The sequence below is a fragment of the Pantoea sp. Cy-639 genome (assembly GCF_011752525.1).
In the GTDB taxonomy this organism is placed as follows: domain Bacteria; phylum Pseudomonadota; class Gammaproteobacteria; order Pseudomonadales; family Pseudomonadaceae; genus Aquipseudomonas.
In genome coordinates this window covers 53,985-79,280 of record NZ_VWXI01000006.1, presented here as the reverse complement: position 1 = coordinate 79,280, position 25,296 = coordinate 53,985, and the positions used below count along the sequence as shown (strand labels likewise).

Here is a 25,296-nt window from a genome sequence, read left to right as displayed (position 1 = left end):
GACTCACTTGCTACCTTCATTTCCACACGCACTCCCTGGGCCCTGTGAGCGGCTAAGTTACTTCGGATGTGTGACAGAAAGGCGTTGGAGTACGCCTCCTGAAACACCAGGGAAAGCAATACAATTGCTGTGCCACCGTGCTTGCCCGGCCGTCGCCCGCGCACAAAAAAGCCCGTTGGATGACGGGCTTTCCTTCGACCTGCGGATCAGCGTCTGGCGGGCGCCGGTTGCTGCTGGGTCAGGCAGTGGATGTTGCCGCCGCCGAGCAACAGCTCGCGTCCCGGGATCATCACCACTTCGTGGTCAGGGAAGAGCTTGGCCAGGATCGCTCTGGCCTGCGCATCAGCGGGGTCGTCGAAACTCGGTGCGATGATGCCGCCATTGACGATCAGGAAGTTCACGTAGGAGCCGGCCAGGCGCACCGATGGGTCGCGCTCCTGGCTGCCGGCGACGTGATCGACGCCCGCGCACTCTTCTTCGGTGGCGAACAGCGGGCCCGGAATCGGCATCTTGTGCACGACGAACTCGCGCCCCTTGGCGTCGCGACTGTTCTTCAGCACCTCGTAGGCGGCGTGACAGCGCACATAGTTGGGGTCTTGGGGATCATCGGTCCAGGCCAGTAACACTTCGCCGGGGCTGACGTAACAGCAGAAGTTGTCGACGTGGCCGTCGGTCTCGTCGTTGTACAGGCCATCCGGCAGCCAGACGATGGTGTCCACCGCCAGGTGCTCGCGCAGGATGTCCTCGATCTGCTCACGGTTCAGGTGCGGGTTGCGGTTACGGTTGAGCAGGCACTCCTCGGTGGTGATCAGGGTACCTTCGCCATCGACATGGATCGAGCCGCCCTCGAGCACGAAGCCTTCGGTGTGGTAGCGCTGCACACGCTCCATCTCCATGACCTTGGCCGCCAGCTCCTCGTCACGGTTCCACGGCGCATAGAGGCCGCCGTCGAAACCACCCCAGGCATTGAAGCCCCAGTCCACGCCACGCACCTCGCCTTGATCGTTGATCACGAAAGTCGGGCCGGTGTCACGCACCCAGGCGTCATCGTTGCTGATCTCGACCACCCGGATGTTGGGCAGGTCGAGCTGGCGGCGGGCATTCTCGTACTGACCGGCGGACACCGCCACGGTGACCGGCTCGAAACGCGCGATGGCCTTGGCCAGGGTGACGTGCGCGGCCTGGGCGGGCTTGCCGCCCAGGCGCCAGTTGTCCGAACGCTCCGGCCAGACCATCCATACCTGGGTCTGCTGGGCCCATTCGGCCGGCATGTGGAAGCCGTCGGCGCGGGGAGTCGAAGTGAGGGTTTTCATCGATGACCTCTTGAGACAACTGTCGGATGATCCGGGCCTGGAGCGGCACCGGTAATGACGTTCACTTATAGCCGATAAATATCGGCATTAAAAGTGACAATAAATAATATCATCGCCTTTAAAGCTTTCCAGAATCGATATTAATCCATTTCAGAATACTGACCCTGTCCGTGGCGCTGCCTCCCTGCCCGCTCAAACCCTAGCATGACCTCGCGCCTCGGCCTCTTTCTTGCTTATAACCTCGCAGCGCCCCGCCGGGCACCAGGCCCGGCGCCGGCCAGCGTGGCTCCCGCAACCCGGCGCCACCCAGGAAAACCGCGGCCCAGAGGGCCCTGAAGCGCCCTTGAGCAACAGGAAGGTATTCGACGTGTCCGACGATCCGCTGGCTCCGCCACTGTGCCAACCCCGGCTCCTTGACGCCGGCTGCGGGCCGTTTACGCGATTTGCGTCAGAAGTACGTCGCTCGCCAGGAGCACGACCATGAAGCGTGTCGCCATCCTGCAGTCGAACTACATCCCGTGGAAGGGCTACTTCGACATGATCGCCGCCGTGGACGAGTTCATCCTCTACGACGACATGCAGTACACCAAGAACGACTGGCGCAACCGCAACCAGATCAAGACACCGAAAGGCATCGAGTGGCTGACCGTGCCGACCGGCCAGGCCATCGGTGGCCGCTGAGGCCTGGCCGATCCGGCGGCCACGTGCCATACCTTTAACCTCCGACTAGCAGCAAGGTCATCCTCATGCGCATTCTCGTCACTGGCGGCGCCGGCTTCATCGGCTCCGCCCTGATTCGACACCTGATCGGCAACACCGATCACGAGGTGCTGAACCTCGACAAGCTGACCTACGCCGGCAACCTGGAATCGCTGCAGAGCGTCGCCAACGACAGCCGCTACGAATTCGTCCAGGGCGACATCGGCGACCAGCCGCTGGTCAGCGCCTTGCTCGAACGCTTCCAGCCCCAGGCGATCATGCACCTGGCCGCCGAGTCCCATGTCGACCGCTCGATCGACGGGCCAGCCGCGTTCATCCAGACCAACATCGTCGGCACCTACGCCCTGCTCGAGGCGACCCGGAACTGGTGGAACCACCTGCCGGCCGAAGCGCGCGCGGCGTTCCGCTTCCACCATATCTCCACCGACGAGGTCTACGGCGACCTGCACGGCGTCGACGACCTGTTCACCGAAACCACCCCGTATGCCCCCAGCTCGCCCTATTCGGCGAGCAAGGCGGCATCCGACCACCTGGTCCGCGCCTGGCAACGCACCTACGGCCTGCCAGTACTGATCACCAACTGCTCGAACAACTACGGCCCCTTCCACTTCCCGGAAAAACTCATCCCGCTGATGATCCTCAACGCCCTGGCCGGCAAGCCGCTGCCGGTCTATGGCGACGGCCAGCAGGTACGCGACTGGCTCTACGTCGAGGACCATGCCCGCGCGCTGCTGACCGTGGTGAGCAGCGGCCGGGTCGGCGAGACCTACAACATCGGCGGCCACAACGAGCAGAAGAACATCGACGTGGTACGCACCCTGTGCGAACTGCTCGAGGAACTGGCGCCCGAGCGGCGGCCGACCGGTATCGGCCACTACGCCGAGCTGATCACCTTCGTCAAGGACCGTCCCGGCCACGACCTGCGCTACGCCATCGATGCCGGCAAGATCGCCCGCGAGCTGGGCTGGACACCCGATGAAACTTTCTTAACAGGGCTGCGCAAGACCGTGCTGTGGTACCTGCATAACCTAGACTGGTGCAAACACGTTCAGGATGGCAGCTACCAGGGTGAGCGGCTGGGCAACTCCGACTTCAAGGATCTGATCGCATGACCAAAGGTATCGTCCTGGCCGGAGGATCCGGCACCCGACTCCACCCGATCACGCTCGGTGTCTCCAAGCAGCTGCTGCCGATCTACGACAAGCCGATGATCTACTACCCGATCTCGGTGCTGATGCTCGCCGGCATCCGCGACATCCTGCTGATTTCCACCCCGCAGGACCTGCCGCAGTATCGCCAGCTGTTCGGCGACGGCAGCCAGTTCGGCATCCATGTCAGCTACGCCGAGCAACCCTCGCCGGACGGCCTGGCGCAAGCGTTCCTGATCGGCGAGCAGTTCATTGGCGAAGACTCGGTATGCCTGATCCTGGGCGACAACATCTTCCACGGCCAGGGCTTCACCGAGCAGTTGCAGCGCGCCGCCGCGCATCCGCGCGGGGCCACGGTATTCGGCTACTGGGTCAAGGACCCGGAACGTTTCGGGGTGATCGAGTACGACGCCGAGGGCCGTGCCCTGTCGATCGAGGAGAAACCCCTCGAGCCGAAGTCCAGTTACGCCGTGACCGGCCTGTACTTCTACGACAACGACGTGGTGCAGATCGCCAAGGGCATCCGCCCTTCGGCCCGTGGCGAGCTGGAGATCACCGACGTCAACAACGCTTACCTCAAGCGTGGCGACCTGCGGGTCGAACGCTTCGGCCGTGGCTTCGCCTGGCTCGACACCGGTACCCACGAGAGCCTGCTGGAAGCCTCGCAGTACGTGCAGACCATCGAGAACCGCCAGGGCCTGAAAGTTGCCTGCCTGGAAGAAATTGCCTTCCAGAAGGGCTGGATATGCCGCGAACGCCTGCTGGCCAAGGCGGCGGAGCTGAAAAAGACAGGATATGGCCAGTACTTGAGCAAGTTGGCTGAAGAGACCCATGAAAATCCTTGAAACCGCGATTCCCGACGTGCTAATCATCGAACCGAAAGTATTCGGTGACAGCCGTGGCTTCTTCTACGAAAGCTTCAATGCGCACACCTTCGCCGAATTCACCGGCCTGCAGGCAACGTTCGTCCAGGACAACCACTCGCGCTCGCAGCAAGGCGTGCTGCGGGGCCTGCACTACCAGGTACAGAACGTCCAGGGCAAGCTGGTGCGCGTGGTCCAGGGCGAAGTGCTGGACGTGGCGGTGGACATCCGCCGCAGCTCGCCGACCTTCGGCCAGTCAGTGACGGTGCGCCTGAGTGCCGACAACCGCCGCCAGGTCTGGATTCCGCCTGGGTTCGCCCATGGCTTCGTGGTCCTCAGCGAGTCCGCCGAGTTCCTCTACAAGACCACCGACTACTACAACCCCGCTGCCGAACGGAGCATTCGCTGGGACGATCCGCAACTGGCTATCGACTGGCAGCTGGACGGCCTGCAGCCGCAGTTGTCGGCCAAGGATCTGGCCGCTGTGTGGTTCAAGGATGCGCAACTGTTCCCATGAAGATCCTCGTCTGCGGGCGCAATGGCCAGGTGGCCCAGGCCTTGGAGCACGCGTTGACCGGCCTTGGCGAGGTGCACTTGCTCGGGCGCGAGCAGCTTGACCAGGCCCATCCCGAGCGACTGCGCGCCACGTTGCGCCAGCTCGCCCCGGACCTGCTCATCAACGCTGCCGCCCATACCGCGGTGGACCAGGCCGAGAGCGAGCCCGAACTGGCCTTCGCGATCAATGCCGAGTCACCACGGGTGCTGGCGGAGGAAGCCGCGCGCCTGGGCGCGCCGCTGATCCACTATTCCACCGACTACGTGTTCGACGGCAACAAGGCCGAACCGTACAACGAGGACGACGCCACCGGCCCGCTGGGCGTCTACGGCCGCAGCAAGCTGGCCGGCGAGCAGGCCATCCGCGCGGTAGGCGGCAAGCACCTGATCCTGCGTACCAGCTGGGTCTACTCGCAGCACGGCCGCAACTTCCTGCTGACCATGCAACGCCTGCTGCAGGAGCGCCCACAGCTCAAGGTCGTGGCCGACCAGATCGGCGCACCGACCTGGGCCGCCACCATCGCCGCCAGCACCCGCGCGCTGATCGAGCGCTGGCACGATGACCAGGCCGGTGCCTGGGGCACCTATCACCTCACAGCCCAGGGCGAGACCTCGTGGTTCGGCTTCGCCCAGGCCATCGGCGAACAGCTCAAGGCCCGCGGCCTGCCCTGTGCCGAGCTGCTGCCGATTCCGTCCAGCGAGTACCCGACGCCTGCGCGCCGGCCGCTCAACTCGCGCCTGGACTGTTCGCGCCTGGCCCGGGAATGGCAGGTCAGCCAGCCGCACTGGCATGAAGCGCTGATCGACTGCATGAAGTAGCGCATAATTGCGCCAGACTTTTCTGGCGCAATTATCGCGATGATTCCGAAACCCACGCCTCCACGCCGCCCCCGCTGGCGCAGCCTTGCGCTGCTGGCCCTATGCCTGGCCCCGTTGTTGTGGCCGCTGCACCACCTGGCCGAACGCTACTACCAGGACGAGCTGGCCTCGCAGAACCGCCAGACCCTCGACCTCTACGTCGCCAACCTGCTCGGCACCCTGCACCGCTACGAGACCTTGCCCCAGATCCTCGGCGACCTCCCGGCGCTGCGCAGCGTGCTGGCCGACCCGTTGCGCCTGGAATCGGTGACCAACGCCAACCGCCTGCTCAAGGACATCACCCACCAGACCGGTGCCGAGGTGATGTACCTGATGGACGTCAACGGCAACACCCTGGCCGCCTCCAACTGGGACAAGCAGGACAGATTCGTCGGCCGCAACTTCGCCTTCCGCCCCTACTTCATCGAAGCCATGGAAGGCCGTCTTGGGCGTTTCTTCGGCCAGGGCACCACTTCGGCCAAGCGCGGTTACTTCTTCGCCGCCGCCGTGCACGACCATGAGCGGGTGATCGGCGTGCTGGTGGTCAAGGTCGACCTCGACCACACCGAGACGCTGTGGGGACGCACCCCCGAACAACTGCTGCTGACCGACCAGAACGGCGTGGTGGTGCTGACCTCGCGCCCGGACTGGCGCTTTCGCGCCACCCGCGAACTGACCGACAGCGAACGCCAAGCGATCATCGCCATCCAGCCCTATCCGACCCAGGCGCCACAGCCGCTGACCTTGAACCCCAATGCCTGGCTGATCCAGACCCGCGCGATCAAGGAAACCGGCTGGCAGGTCAGCATCCTCGCGCCCCGCACGCTGGTCGATCGCTCGGTGCAGACCGTCATGGCCATCGGCGCCGGGGCGCTGCTGGTCTGCATGCTGCTGGCCGGCCTGGTGATGCAGCGCCGCCGCCACTACATCGACCGGATCGACTTCGAAGCCCGCGCCCGCCAGGAGCTGGAAAAGCGCGTGGTCGAACGCACCGCCGACCTCGAAGGCCTCAACACTCGCCTCAAGAGCGCCGTGCTCGAACGCGAAAGCGCCCAACAGGAACTGGTGCGTGCCCAGGACGAACTGGTCCAGGCCGGCAAGCTGTCGGTGCTCGGCACCATGTCGGCGAGCATCAGCCACGAACTCAACCAGCCACTGGCCGCGATACGCAGCTACGCCGAGAACGCCGAGATCCTGCTCGACCACCAGCGCACCGAAGAGGTACGCGGCAACCTCAAGCTGATCGGCGAGCTGACCGGGCGCATGGCCTCGATCATCGCCCACCTGCGCGCCTTCGCCCGGCGCGACCGTCACGCCCCGGAAAACGTGGCCCTGCAACCGGCGCTGGACGATGCCCTGGCGCTGCTGGCCAAGCGCCGCCGGGCGATGGCCGTGGAGCTGGTGCGCGACCTGCCCGAGGCGACCCTCTGGGTGCAGGCCGGCGAGACCCGACTGCGCCAGGTGCTGGGCAACCTGCTGGCCAACGCACTGGACGCGCTCACCGAGAAAGCCAACCCGCGCAAGCTCTGGCTGAGTGCCGAACGGCGCGACGACTGCGTCTACCTGTACATCCGCGACAACGGCCCAGGCTTCAGTCGCCAGGCGCTGGAGCACGCCAAGGAGCCGTTCTTCACCACCAAGACCCGTACTCAGGGCCTGGGGTTGGGGCTGGCCATCTGCGAAAGTCTGATGCGCGCCCTGGGCGGCGAGCTGCTGCTGGCCAACCATGCGGAGGGCGGCGCCTTGCTGACCCTGCAACTGCGCATGGCCAAGCCCGGCGCCAATCTGCAATCTTCGGAGGACACCTCGGCATGACCGAGACACTGATCGACAGCCGCGCCCAGGTGATTCTGGTCGACGACGACCCGCACCTGCGCCAGGCCTTGAGTCAGACCCTCGACCTGGCCGGGCTCAAGGTGCTGGCGCTGGCCGACGCCCAGGGCCTGGCCGGACGCATCGAGGAGGACTGGCCGGGCGTGGTGGTCAGCGACATCCGCATGCCCGGCCTCGACGGCCTGCAACTGCTCGAACAATTGCATGCCCGCGACAGCGAGCTGCCGGTACTGCTGATCACCGGGCACGGCGACGTGCCCCTGGCCGTGCAAGCAATGCGCGCCGGCGCCTATGACTTCCTGGAAAAACCCTTCGCCAGCGAGGCCCTGCTCGACAGCGTACGCCGTGCCCTGGCCCTGCGCCGCCTGGTGCTGGACAACCGCAGCCTGCGCCTGGCGCTGAGCGATCGTCAGCAACTGGCCACCCGCCTGGTCGGCCAGTCGCCGGGCATGCAGCGTCTGCGCGAGCAGATCGGCGCCCTGGCCGGTACCCGCGCCGATGTGCTGATCCTCGGCGAGACCGGTGCCGGCAAGGAAGTGGTGGCCCGCGCCCTGCATGACCTGTCGAGCCGCCGCGACGGTCCGTTCGTGGCGATCAACGCCGGCGCCCTGGCCGAGTCGGTGGTCGAGAGCGAGCTGTTCGGTCATGAGCCAGGCGCCTTCACCGGCGCGCAGAAACGTCGCATCGGCAAGTTCGAATTCGCCAACGGCGGCACGCTGTTCCTCGACGAGATCGAGAGCATGAGCCTCGATGTGCAGGTCAAGCTGCTGCGCCTGCTGCAGGAACGTGTGGTCGAACGCCTGGGGGGCAACCAGCTGATCCCGCTGGATATCCGCATCATCGCCGCGACCAAGGAAGACCTGCGCCAGGCCGCCGACCAGGGGCGCTTCCGCGCCGACCTCTACTACCGCCTAAATGTCGCGCCACTGGGCATCCCCGCGCTGCGCGAGCGCGGCGACGACATTCTGGTGCTGTTCCAGCATTTCGCCGACGCCGCCAGCGAACGCCACGGCCTGCCCCGGCACAGCCTGCAACCGGCCCAACGCGCGCTGCTGCTGCGCCACGCCTGGCCAGGCAACGTGCGCGAGCTGCAGAACGCCGCCGAACGCTTCGCCCTGGGCCTGGAGCTGGCGCTCGATGGCCAGGCGCCGGCCACCGCCAACGACACTCACCTGCCCGCGCACGGTGGCAACCTCAGCGAGCAGGTCGAGCAATTCGAGCGCGCGTTGATCGCCGCCGAGCTGACCCAGCCACACAACTCGATGCGCAGTCTCGCCGAGGCCCTCGGCATTCCGCGCAAGACCCTGCACGACAAGCTGCGCAAGCACGGTTTGAGCTTCGACGGCGGCAGCGGCGGGCACGACGACCAGGAGGACAATCGTCAATGAGCACCGACAGCCAGTACCTGCAGTCCGTACTGCACAGAGATATTCCGCTGACGCGTGAGATGGGCATGCAGGTCGTCGACTGGCAGGCCCACTGCCTGCGCCTGCGCCTGCCGCTGGCGCCCAACGTCAACCACAAGAGCACCATGTTCGGCGGCAGCCTGTATTGCGGCGCCGTGCTGGCCGGCTGGGGCTGGTTGCACCTGCGTCTGCGCGAGCTAAGGATCGATGACGGGCATATCGTCATCCAGGAAGGACAGATCAGTTATCCGCTGCCGGTGACCGGCACGGCGGTGGCCCGTTGCCCCGCGCCGGATGAGAAAACCTGGGAGCGCTTCCTGACCCTGTACCAGCGCCGCGGACGGGCACGGCTGACGCTGGAGACAGTGGTGTGCAACGAGGGCAGCGACGAGGCTGCAGTGAGATTCAGCGGGCAGTACGTGCTGCATCGCTGACGGCAAGGGGGCGCTTTGCGCCCCGGCGGTCTCAAACCCGAATCGTGCCTGCCAGCTCAATCAAGGCTCGCCGCCAGCTGGCAGCCTTGGGCAGCGCCAGGAAAAACGGATTGAGCAGCGACTCGCGCGGTGGGTATCTGAACGGCAACCCATCCAGCCCGATCACCTCGCCCCCGGCGCCTTCCAGCACCCCTTGCGCAGCAGCGGTATCCCACTGCGAAGTCGGGGCCAGGCGCGGATAACAGTCGCCAGCACCTTCGGCGAGCAGACAGAACTTCAGCGAACTGCCGATATTGGCCAGTTCCAGCTCGCCCACGGCCGCTCCCAGCCCCGCCAGCAAGGCTTCCTGCTCCGGGCTGGAGTGCCGCCGACTGGCGACCACGGTGAAGCGACCATCGGAGGGCGGAGCGGTGCGCACCTGGATCGGCTGTGCCGCTTCGTTGCGCTCGGCTTTCCAGGCTCCCAGCGCACGGCCACCGAAGTAGCATCGCCCACTGGTCGGCATCGCCACCACGCCGAACACCACCTCACCGTGCTCGACCAGCGCGATGTTGACGGTGAACTCTTCGCTACCGGCGATGAACTCCTTGGTACCATCCAGCGGATCGACCAGCCACCAGCGCTGCCAGCCCTGGCGGGTCGCCAGCGAGATGTCGCAGTCCTCCTCGGACAGCACCGGGATCTGTGGCGCCAACGCCTGCAAGCCATCGGCGATGACCCGGTGGGCCGCCAGGTCGGCGGCCGTCACCGGCGAGTCGTCGGCCTTGTTGCTCACCGCCACGTCGGCGCGCCAGAACGGCAGGATCGCCTCGCCGGCCAGTTGTGCGAGCTTCACCACGTCGTGCATCAGTTGCAGGTCGTTCATGCGCTCAGCATCCCGCGCTGGATCAGCAGGTCACGGGCCAGGTACAGGGCCGCCAGCGCCCGTCCTTCGGTGAACTGCGGGTGCATGGCCAGGGCCGAGAGCTCGCGCAGGTTGACCTTGTCGACCCGCATCGGCTCAGGCTCGTCTCCCTCCAGACGCTCTTCGTACAGGTCGGTGGCCAGCACCACCTGGATCTTCTGGCTCATGTAGCCAGGCGACAACGACAGTTCGGTCAAGTGCTCCAGCTGGCGCGCGCCATACCCGGCCTCTTCCTTGAGCTCCCGGTCGGCGGCGGCCAGCACGTCCTCGCCCGGCTCGATCAGGCCCTTGGGCAGGGACAGTTCATATTCGTCGGTCCCTCCGCAGTACTCCTCGACCAGCACCGCATGCTCGGCGTCGAGCATGGCCACGATCATCACCGCGCCATAGCCATTGCCGCGGCCGACCAGCCGTTCGTAGGTCCGTTCGGTACCGTTGGCGAAGCGCAACTGCACGGCCTCGACACGGAACAGGCGGCTGCTGGCGACGATCTCGCGGCTGAGTACGGTGGGTTTCTGGCGCATGGGGCGGCTCCTTGGCGTGAACGGGTTACTATACCGTGGCTTGCCGACTGATCGAGAGTTTCCCATGCCCGTTCTTCCCTGGTCCGCCATCGACACCGTCCTGCTGGACATGGATGGCACCTTGCTCGACCTGCACTACGACAATCGCTTCTGGCTGGAACACCTGCCCCAGCGCTACGCCGAGCTGCACGGCGTGAGCCGGGCGATGGCCGAAATGGAACTGCAGCCGCTGTTCGAACGCCATGCGGGCACGCTGAACTGGTACTGCCTGGACTTCTGGAGCCGCGAACTGCGCCTGCCGATCCGCGAGCTGAAGCGCGAGATCGCCGAGCTGATCGCCCTGAAGCCGGACGCCGACACCTTCCTCGCCGCCATTCGCCAGGCGGGCAAGCGGGTGGTGATGATCACCAATGCGCACCGCGATTCGCTGTCGCTGAAGCTGGAGCGGGTGGAGCTGGCACCGTACTTCGAGCGGCTGATCAGCTCCCATGACTATGGCTACCCGAAGGAGAGCCCGCAGTTCTGGGAGGCATTGCAGGCCGATATCGGCTTCGACCCGGCACGCAGCCTGTTCATCGACGATACCCTGGCGATCCTGCGCAGTGCGCGCCGGTTCGGCGTAGGGCACCTGCTGGCGGTGCGCCAGCCGGATAGCCGGGGAGCGGTGCGCGATACCCAGGAATTTACGGCGGTGGAAGACTACCGGGAGTTGCTGGCAGGGCTGTAAGCCCGCTCCCACGATTGAGCTGCATGCGTGGGAGCCGGCTCGCCCTGCGATGCGATCACTCAGGAATGCGCAGCACCTGCCCCGGATAGATCTTGTTGGGATCCTTGAGCATCGGCTTGTTCGCCTCGAAGATCTTGTTGTACTTGTTGGCATCGCCATAGACCTTCTTGGAGATGGCGCTGAGGGTATCGCCCTTCTCCACGGTCACGAACCGGGCCGCCTCGGCCACCGGCCCGGTAACGGTGATCTGGTCCTCGACCGAAGCCACTCCAGCGATGTTGCCCACGGCGAGGATGAGCTTCTCCTTCTCTTCCTGGCTGCCGACCTCACCCTTGAGGATCACCTTGTCGCCCTCGACAGTGGCGCTGATGTTCGGATTGCCCAGGCCGACTTCCTGGACATGCTTCTTCAGCTGTTCTTCGGCATTGGCATTGCCGGGGGTCAGCAGGTCGATCAACTTCTCGCCGGCTTCCTTGACGAAACTGAACAGGCTCATATGGCGCTCCTTTGATGATGAATCCATGGAAGCAGCAGTCTAGGCCAACATTGCCCACGACGCACCGCGGCGAGCAATCGACGCGCTCTATCACGGGATAGACGCTAGCGATTAGACGCCACCTGCCCACCGGCCTAGGCTTGTGGGGTCAAACTGCCAGCCGGTCTTCGTCCCGATGAACAGCAAACCACCGGTCTGCGCGGCGTCCACGCCCCTCGCCCTGCCCGCCGCCAGCAATACCTACGACTACGTACAGCTCACCGATGCCGTTCGCGACAGCACACCGCTGGCCGAGGAAGTGGCGCTGGCCATCGTCTACAACGGCCTCAACCAGGCGGTGATGCTGGTCAGCCCCACCGACCTCGAGGACTTCGCCGTGGGCTTCAGTGTCGGCAGCGGCATCGTCGCCGGCACCGACGAGATCTACGACGTCAAGCTCTCCGGCAGTGGCTCGGCGCTGTACGCCGACCTGGAGATCTCCAGCCGTGCGTTCTGGAACCTCAAGGACCAGCGGCGCCAGCTGGCCGGCACCAGTGGCTGCGGCCTGTGCGGCGTCGAGGCCCTGGAGCAGGCGCTGCCCGAGTTGAATGTGCTGCCCGGCGCACCGCTGCCTGCGGCGCACTGGCTCAATGACCTGCGCCAGCGTATCGATGCCTTCCAGCCACTCGGCCAGCACTGCGGCGCGGTGCACGCGGCGCTGTTCATGGACCGCGACGGCCAGTTGCTGCTGGGCCGCGAGGACATCGGCCGGCACAACGCCCTGGACAAGCTGATCGGCGCCCTGTTGCGCCAACGGATCGACACCACCGGCGGCCTGGCCATCGTCACCAGCCGCTGCAGCCTGGAACTGATCCAGAAGGTCCTGCGCGCCGGCATCCAGACCCTGGTCAGTCTCTCGGCCCCCACCGGCCTTGCCCTGCAATGGGCGCGCAAGCACAACCTCAACCTCATCCATCTGCCCAAGCACAGCGCACCGCGGGTCTTCAGCCCAGCGGCGGAGTAGCAACAGCCGTGACCTCGTACGAAAAACTGCCAGACAACGCCCCCGCCTCCTCTCCCCGCTACAAACCCTACCCCGGCCCCGCCGGTGGCTGGGGCGCGCTGCGCAGCGTGGCCAAGGCCTGGGTCGGCAGCGACAACGCCCTGAAGAACATCCGTGCCCTGCTCAAGACCAACCAGAACGGTGGCTTCGACTGCCCCGGCTGCGCCTGGGGCGACTCGCCCGAGAGCGGCATGGTCAAGTTCTGCGAGAACGGCGCCAAGGCGGTCAACTGGGAGGCCACCAAGCGTCGCGTCGACGCGGCGTTCTTCGCCCGCTACAGCGTCAACGCGCTGCTCAGGCAGAGCGACTACTGGCTCGAATACCAGGGCCGCCTGACCGAGCCGATGATCTACGACCCGATCAGCGATCACTACCAACCGATCGAGTGGGACGCAGCCTTCGCCCTGATCGCCCGGCACCTGAACGACCTGGTCAGCCCCGACCAGGCCGAGTTCTACACCTCCGGCCGGGCCAGCAACGAAGCGGCCTACCTGTACCAACTGTTCGTGCGCGCCTACGGCACCAACAACTTCCCCGATTGCTCGAACATGTGCCACGAAGCCAGCGGCGTGGCCCTGGGGCAAAGCGTCGGCGTCGGCAAGGGCACGGTCACCTACGATGACTTCGAGCACGCCGACACGATCTTCGTCTGGGGCCAGAATCCCGGGACCAACCACCCGCGCATGCTCGACCCACTGCGCGATGCAGTGAAACGCGGCGCCCAGGTGGCCTGCGTCAACCCGCTCAAGGAGCGGGGCCTGGAGCGCTTCCAGCATCCGCAGAACCCGCTGGAGATGCTGACCAACACCGACCGGCCGACCAACACCGCCTTCTTCCGCCCGGCCCTGGGCGGCGACATGGCATTGCTGCGCGGCATGGCCAAGTTCCTGCTGCAGTGGGAACGCGAGGCACAGGCCAAAGGTGAGCCGGCGATCTTCGACCACACCTTCATTGCCGAGCACGGGCATGGCGTGGACGACTACCTGGCAGTGGTCGATGCCACCCCCTGGGAGCAGATCCAGGCGCAATCGGGGCTGACCCTGTCCGATATCGAGCTGTCGGCGCGCATGTACTGCAAGGGCAAGCGCGTGATCATGTGCTGGGCCATGGGTATCACCCAGCACCGCCACTCGGTGCCGACCATCCAGGAAATCGTCAACCTGATGCTGCTGCGTGGCAACCTCGGCGTGCCTGGTGCCGGCCTGTGCCCGGTGCGCGGCCACAGCAACGTGCAAGGCGACCGCACCATGGGCATCAACGAGCGCCCGCCGGCGTTGCTGCTCGACGCCCTGGAGCAACGCTTCGGTTTCCCGGTCCCACGGCACAACGGCCACAACACCGTCGAGGCGATCCACGCCATGCTCGAAGGCCGCGCCAAGGTGTTCATCGGCCTGGGCGGCAACTTCGCCCAGGCTACCCCGGACACCGAGCGCACCGCGCAAGCCCTGCGCAAGTGTGAGCTGACCGTGCACATCAGCACCAAGCTCAACCGCAGCCACCTGGTGCATGGCAAGCAAGCGCTGATCCTGCCGTGCCTGGGGCGTACCGACATCGACCTGCAGGGCGAAGGCCCGCAAGCGGTGACGGTGGAGGATTCGTTCAGCATGGTCCACGCCTCCAATGGCCAGCTCAAGCCACTGTCCCGGCAGATGCGCTCGGAGCCTGCGGTGGTGGCCGGCATCGCCGCCGCCACCCTGGGCAAGCAGCCGGTGGACTGGCACTGGCTGGTGGCCGACTATGACCGCATCCGCGAACTGATCGCCGACACCATCCCGGGTTTCGCCGACTTCAACCAGCGCCTGCGCCTGCCCGGCGGCTTCTACCTGGGCAACAGCGCCGGCAGCCGCCAGTGGAAGACCTCCACGGGCCGCGCCAACTTCAAGGCCAACCTGCTGCCCGACAGCCTGCTCGATGCACGCGTGCGCGCCAGCGGCCAACTGCCGGACCTGATCCTGCAGTCGATGCGTTCGCACGACCAGTACAACACCACCATCTACGGCATGGATGATCGCTATCGCGGCGTGCGCGGCCAGCGCGACGTACTGTTCGCCAACGAGGCCGACATCGTGCGCCTGGGCTTCCAGCCGGGGCAGAAGGTCGACATCGTGTCGTTGTGGGGCGACGAACATGTGCGTCGGGTGCATGGTTTCACCCTGCTGGCGTTCGACATCCCTGCCGGCCAGGCGGCGGCGTACTATCCCGAGGTGAATCCGCTGGTGCCACTGGAGAGCATCGGCGACGGCAGCCACACGCCGACCTCGAAGTTCATCGCCATCAAGCTGGAGCGCGCGCAGGACGACGGGCGTATCGTCTGATACCTGCCCCGTAGGAGCCAGCCTTGCTGGTGCAGCAGGCGTGCATCGCGGGCCGATGTCACGCCCACAAAAAAGCCCTGTCCGCAACGGATCAGGGCTTTGTCACAATAACCTCAGACAACCGAAAATCTGGAAAGTTTCATACATAATTCAATAACTTGGCGAATTGTGTACAACTCGTGCTACTCGTCGGATTTCCATTGCCACAAGCCTTGCCCGGCGTCACATTCCGCCTCGTCATCCCCTTGAGGCTCTCTTGAATGAAGAAGTACTCCTCGATTCTGTTGTTGTCTTTCAGCTTGCTCAGCGGCGTTGCCATGGCAGGCGGCACCACCGAAGCCGGCATTGGCGGCGCATTGGGTGGGGTACTGGGTTCGGTCGTCGGCCAGTCCATCGGTGGCAGCACCGGTTCGGCCATCGGCGCGGGCCTGGGCGGCGCAGCCGGCAGTGCTGTGGGTGCCAACAAGCGCCAGCGAGGCGAAGCGGCCATCGGCGGCGCCCTGGGCGCGGCAGGCGGCAACGTGGTAGGCCGCCAGATGGGCGGCAGCACCGGCAGCCTGATCGGCGCCGCGGCCGGCGGTGGCGCCGGCGGTGCCCTGGGTAACTACATGGGCAACAAGGCCGACGAAGACGAGCGCCACGACCGCCGCTACCGTCGCGACTACGACGACCGTCGCTACTATGACCGTGGCGACCGCGGCCACCACTACGGCCACCGCAAGCACAAGCACTGGCGCGATTGATCGCCAGGCGTAAGCGCAAAGCCTAAGGCCCCGCCCTCACCAGCGGGGCCTTTTTCATGGCCGTGCAGGCAGAAGGATTAAGGGCCACCCCGATATGGAGGCTAGTAGCCACTAGTTATCATTCTGCCTTCAACCATGCACAGGACGCAGGGAATGCGCGCGATCCGCATCGATCCGAACTGTTCGGCCCAGGCCAGGAGCACCTGAAGGATGCCGTCCCGCACGCGCCCGCCGCTGCTCAGTGAAGCCAGCTTTGCGCAACTGCGCCAGCGGGTCGAGCAGGCCACTGGCGCCCTGCTCGCCGACGACCGCCGGGCCGTGGTCGCCGCGCGCCTGCACAAACGCCTCAAGACCCATCAGCTGAACGACTTCGACAGCTACCTCGCACTGCTGGACAGCCCGCTCGGGCGCCAGGAAAACGAGCATTTGCTGCGCTTGCTGGTCGCTCGCGACAGCTACTTCTTCCGCGAACATCGCCACTTCGAATGCCTGGCCCGCTGGCTACCGGCCCTCGACCGTCCGGCACGCCTGTGGAGCGCCGCCTGCGCCACGGGCGAGGAGGCCTGGAGCCTGGCGATGGTGGCAGCGGAACATGCCCGCCAGGACGACTGGCAGGTACTGGCCAGCGACTTCGACCCGCAAGTGCTGGAGCAAGCCGCCAGCGGCATCTACGACATCGCCCAGGCCCGCTACTTCCCCGAAGGTTGGCTGGCACGCCATTGCTTGTGCGGGGTCGGCGAAATGGTCGGGCGCCTGCGCATCGCCCCGTCGCTACGCAAGCAGGTGCGCTTCGAAGCGATCAACCTGATCCAGCCGCTACCCGAGGGGCTGGGCCGGTTCGACGCCATCCTGCTGCGCAACCTGCTGTCGGGCCTCGCCCCCCGGCACAAGGATGGCATGCTGCGGCGTCTGCTGACGCACCTGCGTCCTGGCGGCCTGTTACTGATCGGCCACAGCGAAAACCTCCACGGCCTGGAGCTGCCCCTGCGCCCACGGCTGCCGTCGGTGTTCGAACGCCTATGATGACAAGCACTGCCGCGACCACCGGCAGACAGGGACTGATCGCGCACCCGCGCGGCAGTGCGCTTTCGGATCGAGCAGGCCTGCCGCCCCCCTTCCCTTGCGAAACAGGCCCTGACCCATGCCTTGCCGAATCCTGCTTGCCGACGACTCTCCGCTCATGCGCGCCGGCCTGCGCGCCCTGCTCGAACAGAAGAAGGAATTCGCCGTGATCGGCGACACCGGCGACGCCATGGCCGCCGTGAGCCTTGCCGAGAAGCTCAAGCCGGATATCGTGGTGCTCGACATGAGCGGTGAGCTGGACAGCCGCCTAGCACTCGAGGAGCTGTTCTTGCGCGCGCCCGGCAGTCGCGTCCTGATGTTCTCGGCACGTTCGGAACTTGAGCATGTGATGAGCTGCCTGCAACTCGGCGCCCATGGGTTCCTGCACAAGAACGCCACGGTGAGCGAGCTGGAACTGGCCCTGCAGACCTTGCGTGGCGGCGGTCAGTACCTGTCGTCGACGGTGCTGCCGATGGTCATCGGCCAAGCACTCAAGCACAACCGCAGGCGCTCTCCCAGCCAAGTCCAGACGCCCCTGACCAAGCGCCAGCTGGAAATCCTGCGCCTGATCGCCCGCGGCGAGACCACCCGCTCCATCGCCGACGGCCTGGGCCTGAGCATCAAGACCGTCGAGGCCCATCGCTCGCAACTCATGCACCGCCTGCAGATCCACGATGTGCCAGGGCTGGTGCTGTTCGCCGTACGCGAAGGAATCATCCGGGTCAACGATTGAGCGACAGGCCGGCGAGGATCAACTGCAGGGTTTCCGGCAGTACCGCCGGACGCCCCGTGGCACGCTCGACGAACACCTGCACCAGCGTGCCCGCTGCACACGCTTCGGACTCGCCAGGACGGAACAGCGCCAGGCGGAACTCCACTGTGCTGCCGACCAGACGGGTCACGCCCAGGCCTACCTCGAGCACGTCGGGGAAACCGGGCAGGGCGAAGAAGTCCGCCGCCGAGCTGACCACGAAACCGGCCAGTTCGCCGTCGCGCAGATCCAGTTCGGCCTGCTCGAGCAGGAACGCCTGGATGGCCGTTTCAAAGAACCCATGCACGGTGGAACCGGCCAGGTGGCCATTGAGGTCGTTGTCTTGCGGGCGGGTAAGGATGGGGTGGAAATGGGAGAAGGCGGAACGTTGCGGGGATTCGGTCATGGGGCGTGGTGTCCTGGCTGTTCTCGATGCATGCAGGCGCAGCTTCCCATACAGGGCTGAAATCGCCTATCACCGCGACCAGTGTAGGCGCCTGCCTGGCCGGCAAAGGTGTCAGTTGCCGATGCCTGGAGAATGGCGCGAACAGCTTTGCCAGCATGGCTGGCGCCTATCAGGCCGGGGCAAGTCTTCGTCAAACCCAGAAACAAAAAAGCCGCCCCGAAGGGCGGCTCTATCGTCCAGGCCGTCAGCTTACAGCTGCGGACCAGCGGCCTTGATGGCATCGGAAACTTCGAACTTCTTGAAGTTTTCGATGAACAGGCCGGCCAGGCCCTTGGCGGCTGCGTCGTAGGCAGCTTTGTCAGCCCAGGTGTTGCGCGGGTTGAGCAGCTCGGTCTCGACGCCCGGAACGGCCTTCGGCACGTCCAGGTTGATGATGTCCAGGTGCTCGGTCTCGGCACCGACCAGCGCGCCGCTCTGGATGGCCGCGATCACGCCACGGGTGGTCGGGATGCTGAAGCGCTTGCCAACACCGTAGCCGCCACCGGTCCAACCGGTATTGACCAGGTAGACCTTGGAACCGAACGACTTGATGCGCTTGATCAGCAGCTCGGCGTAGACGCCGGCCGGACGCGGGAAGAACGGTGCGCCGAAGCAGGTGGAGAAGGTCGACTTGATGCCGCCGCCCGAGCCCATTTCGGTGGAGCCGACCAGCGCGGTGTAGCCGGACAGGAAGTGGTAGGCCGCCTGCTCGTTGTTCAGGATCGATACCGGAGGCAGAACGCCGGTCAGGTCGCAGGTCAGGAAGATGACCGCGTTCGGCTCGCCGCCCAGGTTCTTCTCGGAGACCTTCTCGACGTGCTCCAGCGGGTAGGCGGCACGGCTGTTCTGGGTCAGGCTCACGTCGGCGTAGTCGGCGTGCTTGTTGGCGTCGATAACGACGTTCTCCAGCACGGCACCGTGCTTGATGGCCTTCCAGATGACCGGCTCGTTCTTCTCGGACAGGTCGATGCACTTGGCATAGCAACCGCCTTCGATGTTGAAGACCACGCCCTCGCCCCAGCCGTGCTCGTCGTCACCGATCAGGTAACGGCTTTCGTCGGCCGACAGGGTGGTCTTGCCGGTGCCGGACAGGCCGAAGAACAGGGTGACGTCACCCTCTTCACCGATGTTGGCGGCGCAGTGCATCGGCAGTACGTCGGCGGCCGGCAGCAGGAAGTTCTGCACCGAGAACATGGCTTTCTTCATTTCACCGGCGTAGCGCATGCCAGCGATCAGCACTTTCTTCTGGGCGAAGTTGATGATCACGCAGCCATCGGAGTTGGTGCCGTCACGCTCAGGCACGCACTCGAAGTTGGCAACGTTGAGGATCTGCCACTCACCGCGGTCAGCCGGGTTGTACTGGGCCGGATTGATGAACAGGCAACGGCCGAACAGGTTCTGCCAGGCAGTCTGGGTGGTCATCTTGACCGGCAGGTAGTGCTCGGCGGCAGCGCCTACGTGAACGTAGGAAACGAAGTGATCCTGAGCGTTGTTGAACGCCTCGACGCGGTCCCACAGGGCATCGAACTTGTCGGCCGGGAACTTGCGGTTGATCGGGCCCCAGCCAATCTGGTCCTGGGTGGACGGTTCTTCGACGATGAAACGGTCAGCCGGCGAACGGCCAGTGCGGTGACCGGTTTCCACCACCAGCGCGCCGGTATCGGCCAGCACGCCTTCACCGCGGGACAGCGCTTCTTTTACCAGTTCATCGACGCTCAGGTCGGTGTACACGGTGTTGTTGGCTTGCGTCATGAGATACCCCATCCGGCCCGAGGCCGAGTGCTCCAAACGTTTTGTAGTTGTCTTTTAAAAACTACTACAGCGAAAAAAGTGGCCGGATTATGCCAGAAAAGCCCAAAAAAAGTAGGCCCCTCCTGTCAGAACTGCGCTTTCGCGCAATTCGACAGGAGAATGTCTTGTAGTGAAACGTTTCAGTGCTGAGTTTCTGAGGGAGCCTCGGTACCGCCGCCGGCAAACAGTTGCGCGACATCGGCCGCATCGAACAGATAGCGCTCGTTGCAGAACTGGCAATCGATCTCGACCGTGCCACCGCACTCGGCCACCAGGGCCGTGGCATCCGCCTCGCCGAGGCTGACCAGGGCATTGCTGGAGCGCTCGCGCGAGCAACTGCACTTGAAGCGCAGCGGCTGGATGTCGAACAGGCGCACGGCGTCCTCGTGGTAGAGGCGGTGCAGCATGGTTTCGTTGTCCAGTTCCAGCAGCTCCGCAGCCTTCACGGTGTTGGCCAGGGCCTTGACGTGGGCCCAGCTCTCCTCGCGCTCCTCGCTGTCTTTCTGGCGGTCGGCCGGCAGTTGCTGCACCAGCAGGCCACGGGCACGCACGCCGTCGGCGGCCAGGGTGATGCAGGTGTTCACCTGCTGCGACATGACGAAGTAGTTGGTGAAGCACTCCGACAGGTCCTTGCCATCGAGCTCGACGGTGCCTTGGTAGCGCTGGCCGTTGACCGGCAGGATGGTCAGCACCAGGTGGCCGCCGGGCATCAGGTCGGCGAGGCTCGCGTCATCCTTGATCTGCTTGGCGTCATAGCGCGCCAGGCCACGGATGTCGTGCTCGCTGGTGTACTCGATGGCCAGCAGCGGTACCGGCCCCTGGGACTGGGCCTGGAGGATCAGCAGGCCGTCGAACTTCAGGGTGCCGACCAGCAGTGCGGCGGCAGCCATCAGTTCGCCCAGCAGGTGGCGGACCGGCTGCGGGTAGTCGTGCTTGGCCAGCACCTCGGCGTAGCTGCGTTCCAGCGCGACCATCTCGCCGCGCACATCGCGGTCGTCGAACAGGAAACGTTGGGTGAAATCGGTATCTGGCAAGTCGCTCATGGTTGTCTGGCTATCTGAAAATGATGACAAAATAATTACAAGGGACTAAAAAGCCCCGTTGCAGAGCGCCCCGGGGCGCTCATTACCTGTTAGGAGATCGAGGTATCTTATGGACAATCGACCACTGTTCCAAGCAAGGTGGTCCTGGGGACCCTTGGCAGCCTGTACCCTGCTGCCCATTGCGCTACTGTGTTTCTGGTTGTGGCCCGTTGGCCAGATCCTTTGCCTGACTTTCGACGAGTGGCTGTTCCACAGCCTCAACGCCCCGCTGGCCGACAACGTCGTCTGGCGCTCCATCTGGGCCATCGGCAGCCTGCGACCGTTCGATATCCTGGTCGGGCTGATCATGCTCTCGCTGCTGATTCGCGGCGACTGGGTCTTCAGGGCCGTCCAGGTACGCCAGGCATTCTTCGCCTTCCTGGTGACCCTGCTTCTCTTAGTGGTGATTCGCGCGCTGTTTTCCAAGTGGGTCAGTGCAATGGGCTGGCAACACAATAGCCCATCGATGGTGTTCGACAACGCCGTGCACCTGAGCGACTACTACCCGGACCTGGAAAAGAAGTGGGAGCTCAAGGACCGTTCCGGTCAGAGTTTCCCTGGTGACCACGCCTCGGTACTGCTGATCTGGGCGCTGTTCATGAGCCTGTACAGCCGCCGCCTGGTGCAGCACCTGGTGATCTGGGCACTGGCCCTGCTGTTCATGATGCCGCGCCTGGTGGCGGGCGCCCACTGGGGCCAGGACGACTACATCGGCGGCCTGCTGATGGCCGTGCTGGCACTGGGCTGGAGCTGCCACACGCCGCTGACGGCCAAGGCCAGTGCGGCGCTGGTACGCTGGACCGCGCCGTTGTTCCGGTTGTTCGGCAAATTGCCACTGATCGGACGGATGAGCGTCATGCGCAACGCCTGATCGACCGATCGCCGGGCAAGCCCGCTCCCACGATGTACCTGCGTGGGAGCGGGCTTGCCCGGCGATTACTCGAAACTGCCATGCAGTTGGTGAATCTGCCGCCGCTGCTTCTTGTTCGGCCGCCCATCGGTGGTCACGCCCATCGCCCCTGCCTTGCGCATTTCGGCCGCCTGCTCGCGCCGCTTCACGCTCTCGGCCGTCTCCTCGTACAACGCCTGCGCCTCCGGCGCGCCACGACGCACCACCGACAGCGCCCTGACCACCACCGTGCGTTCGTCGAAACCGGTACGCAGCACGAACTCATCCCCCACCCGCGGCTCCTTGCCCGGCTTGCAGCGCTCGCCCCGGCAATGCACCTTGCCGCTCTCGATGGCGGCCTTGGCCAGGGCACGGGTCTTGTAGAAGCGCGCCGCCCACAGCCACTTGTCCAGGCGGACCTTGTCGTCGTCTTCAGGCTTTTGTGCCATGGTTTTTCCTCGAATTCTGTCTTTCACGGAACTGTACTACCGTGACTGACGGATGCAAAAAGTCCGTGCCGTCATTACAGTTCACCACCTCATCCGCAGGGCACGCTTCGTGAAGACATTTGACCATCTGACTGTGATCGGCCTGCGTGAGTGGGTCGCCCTGCCCGGCCTCGGCGTCGCCGGCCTGCGCGCCAAGATCGACACCGGTGCCAGCACCTCGAGTCTGCACGCCACCGACGTCGAGCCGTTCGAGCGCGACGGCCAGCCATGGGTGCGTTTCATCGCGCACCTGGGCCCGATGGCGCAATTGCGTCATCGCCGCTGCGAGGCGCCGCTGGTGACCATGAAAACCATCAAGAGCTCCAATGGCCAGGCCCAGGCCCGCTATGTGATCCGCACCCCCCTGGCGCTCGGCGACAGGGTCTGGGAGGTGGAGTTCACCCTGGCCTGCCGCAAGAACATGCGCTATCGGCTGCTGCTCGGCTCGAAAGCGCTCATCCACGGTCAACTGGTGGTCAACCCCGGCCTCAAGTACGTCCAGGACAAACCGGCCTTCACGGCCACCCTTTCCCCTGTCACAGGTGTTGCATGAAGATCGCCGTGCTGTCGCGCAATCCGCGTCTGTATTCCACCCGCCGCCTGGTCGAGGCCGGAACCCAGCGGGGCCATGAAGTAGTGGTGATCGACACGCTCAGGGCCTACATGAACATCGCCAGCCACAAGCCGCAGATCCACTACCGGGGCAAGCCGCTGGAGGGGTTCGATGCGGTGATTCCACGCATCGGCGCATCGGTCACCTTCTATGGCTGCGCGGTGCTGCGCCAGTTCGAGATGATGGGCGTCTACCCACTCAACGAGTCGGTGGCCATCGCCCGCTCACGCGACAAGCTGCGCTCGCTGCAACTGCTGTCGCGGCGCGGCATCGGCCTGCCGATCACCGGCTTCGCCCACTCCCCCGACGACATCCCCGACCTGATCCAGATGGTCAATGGCGCGCCGCTGGTGATCAAGGTGCTCGAAGGTACCCAGGGCATCGGCGTGGTGCTGTGCGAGACCACCAAGGCCGCCGAATCGGTGATCGAGGCGTTCATGGGGCTGAAGCAGAACATCATGGTCCAGGAATACATCAAGGAAGCCGGCGGCGCCGACATCCGCTGCTTCGTGGTCGGCGACAAGGTGATCGCCTCGATGAAGCGCCAGGCCAAACCCGGCGAGTTTCGCTCCAACCTGCACCGCGGTGGCGTGGCCAGCCTGATCAAGATCACGCCAGAGGAGCGCATGACCGCCATTCGCGCGGCCAAGGTGATGGGGCTGAGCGTGGCGGGGGTGGATATCCTGCGTTCGCATCACGGGCCGCTGGTGATGGAGGTGAACTCTTCGCCGGGGCTGGAGGGCATCGAGGTGACCACCGGCAAGGACGTGGCCGGGATGATCATCGAGCATCTGGAGAAGAACAGCGGACCCAACCAGACCCGGACCAAGGGCAAGGGCTGAGCAAAACGCCTCCTGCAGGAGCCGGCCTTGCTGGCTCCTGCGGGGCATTGCCGATCAGACGGCGTTACGCGGCAGCAGCAACCCCAGCGGCAAGCGCACCCGGGCCTCGATGCCGCCACCGGAGCGGTTGCGCAGTTCGACATTGCCACCATGCTGGGCGGCGATCCGCTTGACGATCGCCAGCCCCAGCCCGGTGCCCTTGCCGCCCCGGGCACGGTCACCACGAATGAACGGGTTGAAGATGGTCTCCAGTTCCGACTCGTCGATCCCCGCGCCACGGTCGAGCACGCTGAGCACCACATACGGCGCGCTCTGGTCGCCCGATACGTAGGCCGCCACCTCCACCCCCTTGCCGGCATGATGCAAGGCATTGCCGATCAGGTTGCCCAGCATGCGCTTGAGCGACACCCGCCGCAGCGGAAACGGCGGGATCGGTTCCATGCACAGCCGCACCTGCTCCTCAGGCTGGTTGTAGGGCGCCACCACCTCGCGGATCAGGTCATTGAGGTCGACCTCTTCCACCGGCTCGTCACGCCCGTCACGGATGAATGCCAGGAACTGGTCGAGAATCGCGTCCATGTCCTCGATATCGCGGACCATGTCGTCACTGAGATCGCTCTCGCTGCCCATCAACGACAGCGACAGACGCAACCGGGTCAATGGCGTGCGCAGGTCGTGGGAGACCCCGGCCAGCATCAGCTCGCGCTCCCGTCCGGCCTGCTCGACATCCTCGGCCATCTGGTTGAACGCGCGGTATACCTCGGTCATTTCACTGGGGGTGTCGCTGATCGGCAACCGCACGCTGCGCCCCTGGCCCAGCTGGCGCGCAGCGAACACCAGGCGCTTGAGTGGCTGGTTGAGCTGGCGCACGAAGATCCAGGCCGAGGCGGTCGACAACAGGCCAATGGCCAGGAACCAGCCGAGTACGTTCCAGATCTTCTGCCCGCGCAACGGGTGCGGGTAAAGCGGCACCTTCAGCCAGCCCGGGCCCAGGCTCGGGGCGTTGACCCACAGCGCCGGCGGCGCGTGGATGCGCAGGCGCACCTCGGTGTCGTCACCCAGCTCGGCCTGCATCTGGCGCTGGTAGATCTCGCTGTAGGGCCAGTGCTGCTCGCCCTCGGGGACGCCGGAGCCGGTCACCCGGATCAGCCCGGCCGCCTCGGCGATCTGCTCGCGGTTCTCCTCGTCCGCCGCCCAGTAGGCGCGCAGGGTGAGCGCCACGCCGTGGCTGTACTGGCGATCGACCAGCACGTCCTCGTTCATCAACAGGTACACCAGCGTCAGCGCCTTGGAGAACAGCACGACGATCAGCACCAGCCACAGGGTGCGGGCGAAGAAGCTTTGCGGAAACCAGAGAGGGGTTTTCATCGATCAACTACTGTGCTGCGAAAGCAGGCGAGGCCCGCTGAAAGTACCGGCGGCCACAGACGAAAACAGGGCGACCCGCGGGAG

26 protein-coding genes are annotated in these 25,296 nt (G+C 65.2%); 17 read left to right on the top strand and 9 right to left on the bottom strand.

Features of this window, described 5'->3' with window-relative positions:
* Positions 1-206 precede the first annotated feature (206 nt).
* Positions 207-1,313 carry an agmatine deiminase gene (gene aguA, locus F3J43_RS09640; protein WP_166885171.1) on the bottom strand — a complete coding sequence of 369 codons (1,107 nt, stop codon included), beginning with the start codon at positions 1,311-1,313 and terminating at the stop codon, positions 207-209.
* A gap of 480 nt (positions 1,314-1,793) precedes the next feature.
* Here aguA and F3J43_RS09635 point away from each other — a divergent pair, with 480 nt between their 5' ends.
* The 8 genes from F3J43_RS09635 (at position 1,794) to F3J43_RS09600 (ending at position 9,130) form a co-directional block, all read left to right on the top strand.
* The gene (locus F3J43_RS09635; protein ID WP_205297760.1) at positions 1,794-1,994 is read left to right on the top strand and encodes a WbqC family protein; all 201 of its coding nucleotides are present in this window, start codon (positions 1,794-1,796) and stop codon (positions 1,992-1,994) included.
* Between the two features lie 65 nt (positions 1,995-2,059).
* Positions 2,060-3,145: a dTDP-glucose 4,6-dehydratase gene (rfbB, locus tag F3J43_RS09630; protein ID WP_166885169.1), complete on the top strand. Its 1,086-nt coding sequence runs from the start codon at positions 2,060-2,062 to the stop codon at positions 3,143-3,145.
* On the top strand, positions 3,142-4,026 hold the full coding sequence (rfbA, locus tag F3J43_RS09625; protein WP_166885167.1) for a glucose-1-phosphate thymidylyltransferase RfbA: 885 nt from the start codon (positions 3,142-3,144) through the stop codon (positions 4,024-4,026). Before rfbB ends, rfbA begins: the two co-directional genes overlap by 4 nt.
* Positions 4,013-4,561: a dTDP-4-dehydrorhamnose 3,5-epimerase gene (rfbC, locus tag F3J43_RS09620; protein ID WP_166885165.1), complete on the top strand. Its 549-nt coding sequence runs from the start codon at positions 4,013-4,015 to the stop codon at positions 4,559-4,561. The genes rfbA and rfbC overlap by 14 nt, the downstream gene beginning before the upstream one ends.
* Positions 4,558-5,418 carry a dTDP-4-dehydrorhamnose reductase gene (gene rfbD, locus F3J43_RS09615; RefSeq protein WP_166885163.1) on the top strand — a complete coding sequence of 287 codons (861 nt, stop codon included), beginning with the start codon at positions 4,558-4,560 and terminating at the stop codon, positions 5,416-5,418. Before rfbC ends, rfbD begins: the two co-directional genes overlap by 4 nt.
* 39 nt (positions 5,419-5,457) lie before the next feature.
* On the top strand, positions 5,458-7,272 hold the full coding sequence (locus F3J43_RS09610; protein ID WP_166885161.1) for a sensor histidine kinase: 1,815 nt from the start codon (positions 5,458-5,460) through the stop codon (positions 7,270-7,272).
* Positions 7,269-8,678, top strand: a complete 1,410-nt coding sequence (locus tag F3J43_RS09605; RefSeq protein WP_166885159.1) for a sigma-54-dependent transcriptional regulator — start codon at positions 7,269-7,271, stop codon at positions 8,676-8,678. The genes F3J43_RS09610 and F3J43_RS09605 overlap by 4 nt, the downstream gene beginning before the upstream one ends.
* Positions 8,675-9,130, top strand: coding sequence for a thioesterase domain-containing protein (locus tag F3J43_RS09600; protein WP_166885157.1), 456 nt, complete (start codon positions 8,675-8,677; stop codon positions 9,128-9,130). The genes F3J43_RS09605 and F3J43_RS09600 overlap by 4 nt, the downstream gene beginning before the upstream one ends.
* Before the next feature lie 31 nt (positions 9,131-9,161).
* Here the strand turns inward: F3J43_RS09600 and cysQ are convergent, their stop codons facing one another.
* Both cysQ and nudE read right to left on the bottom strand, forming a co-directional pair.
* Positions 9,162-9,980: a 3'(2'),5'-bisphosphate nucleotidase CysQ gene (gene cysQ, locus F3J43_RS09595; protein WP_205297770.1), complete on the bottom strand. Its 819-nt coding sequence runs from the start codon at positions 9,978-9,980 to the stop codon at positions 9,162-9,164.
* Between the two features lie 11 nt (positions 9,981-9,991).
* On the bottom strand, positions 9,992-10,558 hold the full coding sequence (gene nudE / locus F3J43_RS09590; RefSeq protein WP_166885153.1) for an ADP compounds hydrolase NudE: 567 nt from the start codon (positions 10,556-10,558) through the stop codon (positions 9,992-9,994).
* Between the two features lie 64 nt (positions 10,559-10,622).
* Between nudE and yrfG the strand changes: the two genes are divergently transcribed.
* The gene (yrfG, locus tag F3J43_RS09585) at positions 10,623-11,285 is read left to right on the top strand and encodes a GMP/IMP nucleotidase (protein ID WP_166885151.1); all 663 of its coding nucleotides are present in this window, start codon (positions 10,623-10,625) and stop codon (positions 11,283-11,285) included.
* Positions 11,286-11,340: 55 nt separating this feature from the next.
* Here the strand turns inward: yrfG and lysM are convergent, their stop codons facing one another.
* Positions 11,341-11,781: a peptidoglycan-binding protein LysM gene (gene lysM / locus F3J43_RS09580; protein ID WP_166885149.1), complete on the bottom strand. Its 441-nt coding sequence runs from the start codon at positions 11,779-11,781 to the stop codon at positions 11,341-11,343.
* 175 nt (positions 11,782-11,956) lie between these two features.
* Here lysM and fdhD point away from each other — a divergent pair, with 175 nt between their 5' ends.
* The 5 genes from fdhD (at position 11,957) to F3J43_RS09555 (ending at position 17,676) form a co-directional block, all read left to right on the top strand.
* Entirely contained in the window at positions 11,957-12,784 is an 828-nt protein-coding gene (gene fdhD, locus F3J43_RS09575) for a formate dehydrogenase accessory sulfurtransferase FdhD (RefSeq protein ID WP_166885147.1), read from the top strand.
* A gap of 8 nt (positions 12,785-12,792) precedes the next feature.
* Positions 12,793-15,138 carry an FdhF/YdeP family oxidoreductase gene (locus F3J43_RS09570; protein ID WP_166885144.1) on the top strand — a complete coding sequence of 782 codons (2,346 nt, stop codon included), beginning with the start codon at positions 12,793-12,795 and terminating at the stop codon, positions 15,136-15,138.
* A 260-nt stretch (positions 15,139-15,398) separates the two neighbouring features.
* Positions 15,399-15,881, top strand: coding sequence for a YMGG-like glycine zipper-containing protein (locus F3J43_RS09565; protein ID WP_166885142.1), 483 nt, complete (start codon positions 15,399-15,401; stop codon positions 15,879-15,881).
* 210 nt (positions 15,882-16,091) lie between these two features.
* Positions 16,092-16,904: a CheR family methyltransferase gene (locus F3J43_RS09560; RefSeq protein ID WP_166885140.1), complete on the top strand. Its 813-nt coding sequence runs from the start codon at positions 16,092-16,094 to the stop codon at positions 16,902-16,904.
* 118 nt (positions 16,905-17,022) lie between these two features.
* Positions 17,023-17,676 (top strand): response regulator, encoded by a 654-nt coding sequence (locus tag F3J43_RS09555; RefSeq protein WP_166885138.1) that lies wholly within the window; start codon positions 17,023-17,025, stop codon positions 17,674-17,676.
* On the opposite strand, the gene F3J43_RS09550 is transcribed toward F3J43_RS09555, so the two are convergent.
* From F3J43_RS09550 to hslO, 3 genes are all read right to left on the bottom strand, one after another.
* The gene (locus F3J43_RS09550; protein WP_166885136.1) at positions 17,666-18,100 is read right to left on the bottom strand and encodes an acyl-CoA thioesterase; all 435 of its coding nucleotides are present in this window, start codon (positions 18,098-18,100) and stop codon (positions 17,666-17,668) included. The two genes, F3J43_RS09555 and F3J43_RS09550, sit on opposite strands and share 11 nt — an antisense overlap.
* A gap of 249 nt (positions 18,101-18,349) precedes the next feature.
* Entirely contained in the window at positions 18,350-19,891 is a 1,542-nt protein-coding gene (locus tag F3J43_RS09545; RefSeq protein ID WP_166885134.1) for a phosphoenolpyruvate carboxykinase, read from the bottom strand.
* Between the two features lie 179 nt (positions 19,892-20,070).
* Positions 20,071-20,973, bottom strand: coding sequence for an Hsp33 family molecular chaperone HslO (gene hslO / locus F3J43_RS09540; protein WP_166885132.1), 903 nt, complete (start codon positions 20,971-20,973; stop codon positions 20,071-20,073).
* Positions 20,974-21,127: 154 nt separating this feature from the next.
* Between hslO and F3J43_RS09535 the strand changes: the two genes are divergently transcribed.
* Positions 21,128-21,883 (top strand): phosphatase PAP2 family protein, encoded by a 756-nt coding sequence (locus F3J43_RS09535; protein ID WP_205297758.1) that lies wholly within the window; start codon positions 21,128-21,130, stop codon positions 21,881-21,883.
* A gap of 65 nt (positions 21,884-21,948) precedes the next feature.
* Here the strand turns inward: F3J43_RS09535 and F3J43_RS09530 are convergent, their stop codons facing one another.
* Positions 21,949-22,350 (bottom strand): RNA-binding S4 domain-containing protein, encoded by a 402-nt coding sequence (locus F3J43_RS09530; RefSeq protein ID WP_166885128.1) that lies wholly within the window; start codon positions 22,348-22,350, stop codon positions 21,949-21,951.
* Between the two features lie 109 nt (positions 22,351-22,459).
* Between F3J43_RS09530 and rimB the strand changes: the two genes are divergently transcribed.
* Complete coding sequence (rimB, locus tag F3J43_RS09525; RefSeq protein WP_166885126.1) at positions 22,460-22,942, top strand: retropepsin-like aspartic endopeptidase RimB; 483 nt, start codon at positions 22,460-22,462, stop codon at positions 22,940-22,942.
* The gene (gene rimK, locus F3J43_RS09520; RefSeq protein ID WP_166885124.1) at positions 22,939-23,844 is read left to right on the top strand and encodes a 30S ribosomal protein S6--L-glutamate ligase; all 906 of its coding nucleotides are present in this window, start codon (positions 22,939-22,941) and stop codon (positions 23,842-23,844) included. The genes rimB and rimK overlap by 4 nt, the downstream gene beginning before the upstream one ends.
* Before the next feature lie 54 nt (positions 23,845-23,898).
* Here rimK and F3J43_RS09515 read toward each other — a convergent pair whose 3' ends face one another.
* Entirely contained in the window at positions 23,899-25,212 is a 1,314-nt protein-coding gene (locus tag F3J43_RS09515) for an ATP-binding protein (protein WP_166885122.1), read from the bottom strand.
* Between the last annotated feature and the right edge of the window lie 84 nt (positions 25,213-25,296).